The following is a 2,049-nucleotide window of genomic DNA, read 5'->3' on the forward strand; positions in this document are numbered from 1 at the left end:
CGCCGGGGCGGCCCGCCGCCGCCCGGGCCCGTGCCGCGGCGGGCGGCTCGGGCGGGCGTCCGGGGGCCGGCACGCTCTGCCGGGCGTTCTCCTGCTGGGCCGGAGCGGGTGCGGGGGCGGCCCGTCCGGGTCGTGTGCCGCGGGCGCCGCCGGGGTTCCCGGCGGCCGCACCGCGCGCCGCGAGTTCGCTGAGCCGCTCGTGCAGCGCGGCGGCTCCGGGGCGTTCGGCGGGTTCCTTGGCCAGGCAGGCCCGGATGAGTGGCGCCAGTTGGGGCGGCACGGCGGAGAGGTCGGGCTCCTCGTGGACGACCCGGTACAGCATCACTTCGGAGGACGCCCCGGATCCGAACGGGGTGTCCCCCGTGAGTGCGTACGCGAGGGTGGCCCCGAAGGCGAAGACGTCGGTGGCGGGCGTGACGGCGACCCCGCGGACCTGCTCGGGCGCGAGGAAGCCGGGGGAGCCGACCGCGGTGCCGACGTGGGTGAGCGTGCTGGCGCCGCGCGACCACGCGATGCCGAAGTCGATGATCCGAGGGCCTCGGGGCGAGAGCAGGATGTTGGACGGCTTGAGGTCCCGGTGGACCACTCCCGCCTCGTGCACCTTGACCAGTCCGTCGGCGAGCGCGGCCCCGATCCGGGCGGCCTCGGGCCAGTTGAGCGGCCCTTCGTCGCCGACCCGCTTGTAGAGCGAGGGCCCCGGCACGTACGCGGTGGCCAGCCAGGGCCGTTCGGTCTCGATGTCCGAGCCGACCACGCGCGCGGTGCAGCCGCCCCGGATCCGGGAGGCGGCGGCGATCTCGCGGGCGAAGCGGGTGCGGAACTCCTGGTCCTCGGCGAGCTCGGCGCGGATCAGCTTGAGGGCGACGCGCTGCCCGCGGCGGTCGGAGCCGAGGTAGACCACGCCCATGCCGCCGGCGCCCAGTCGCCGGTGCAGGCGGTACGGCCCGACGATGCGGGGGTCCTCACGCCTCAGCCGCATCATCGCCATGTTTCGTTCCCCGTCAGCCTGTGGGTGAGGCCCCGTCGGTTGGGGCATCGTCAGTTCCTGTCTGGCACAGCTTACGGACTGCCCGCTGCGGTGTGCTGATACGCAACACCTGAAGCCACCGTGCGATTGTCGGATCTTGCGTTGACCTGCAGGTCACAAGGGCGTCGAAGGGCTTCTCGGGGTTGCCCCTCAGGGTTCCCTCGGGGGTCGGATGAGCCTTCCGTCCCCCTGCGGTAGTAGGCCCCGAGTGGGATCGTCATCCTCCCGGACGTCCGAGGAACAGTACGACGGCATGACGCCCGGAGGACCCTCCGGCCAATAGCGTTGTGTCCAGCGGTGGACGGGGAGCTCGTCCCCCGAGGTAAGCCGTCCACCGCGCCAACTCGACCGGATCAGGAGCAAGGACATGGCACCGCAGATCACGGGAACCCCCCGCCGTCGGCCGGCCTCTGTCCAGTCCCGGTCCACCGAGCAGCCCACGCGGCACCCCGCCGTGGCGCTGGCGATGGCCCTGCCGTGCGCCGTGCTCCTGGTGCTGCTGTTCGGCGGGTGGGAGCAGATGGCGAACCAGGCCCAGGCCGTCGCCGATCTGATCACCCGCTGAGCGGGGAATGAAGGACACCGGCCCCGAGGCCGGTCGAAGACGGGCACCGATCCCCTGGGGACGGGGAGCGGTGCCGCCGGGGAGGCCGCGGCCGCGATGACACGCGGACGGGCGAGAGCGGTGCGCAGAGCGCCCCGGCAGGCGGAGACGCCGCGTACGGACGTCGGTGAGGGCGTCCGTACGCGGCTCTTCTCTTTTCCCACCCCTGTTCCCGCCGGCCGCCCCAGTTGTCCTGGTTGTCCCGGACGCCCCGGTTGTCCCGGCCGCCCCGGTGGTTCCAGCGGTCGGGGCCAGGGGAACCACGGGAACGAGACGACAAAAGGCCGGGGCCGCGATCCTGATGGATCGCGGCCCCGGCCGTTACTGTGCGCGATACTGGGATTGAACCAGTGACCCCTACCGTGTCAAGGTAGTGCTCTCCCGCTGAGCTAATCGCGCCTGATGTGGCAGTCCTGCA

General features: G+C 72.9%; 2 protein-coding genes and 1 tRNA gene. 1 reads left to right on the forward strand and 2 read right to left on the reverse strand.

Annotation, left to right across the window (positions count from 1 at the left end; translation table 11 throughout):
- Positions 1-988: serine/threonine-protein kinase (locus tag ACFVUY_RS20190; RefSeq protein WP_387731655.1), on the reverse strand; the 988-nt coding region annotated here is incomplete at its 3' end.
- Between the two features lie 406 nt (positions 989-1,394).
- Here ACFVUY_RS20190 and ACFVUY_RS20195 point away from each other — a divergent pair.
- A complete protein-coding gene (locus tag ACFVUY_RS20195; RefSeq protein ID WP_359915397.1) occupies positions 1,395-1,592 on the forward strand; it encodes a hypothetical protein in 198 nt (65 codons plus the stop codon).
- Between the two features lie 366 nt (positions 1,593-1,958).
- On the opposite strand, the gene ACFVUY_RS20200 is transcribed toward ACFVUY_RS20195, so the two are convergent.
- Positions 1,959-2,030 (reverse strand) — tRNA-Val (locus ACFVUY_RS20200).
- Positions 2,031-2,049: the final 19 nt, after the last annotated feature.

This window comes from Kitasatospora sp. NPDC058063, assembly GCF_042885395.1.
Classification (GTDB): domain Bacteria; phylum Actinomycetota; class Actinomycetes; order Streptomycetales; family Streptomycetaceae; genus Kitasatospora; species Kitasatospora lactacystinica.

Coding starts and splice junctions, on each gene's coding strand:
- ACFVUY_RS20195 (WP_359915397.1), top strand. CDS start 1,395: ATGGCACCGCAGATCACGGGAACCCCCCGCCGTCGGCCGGCCTCTGTC.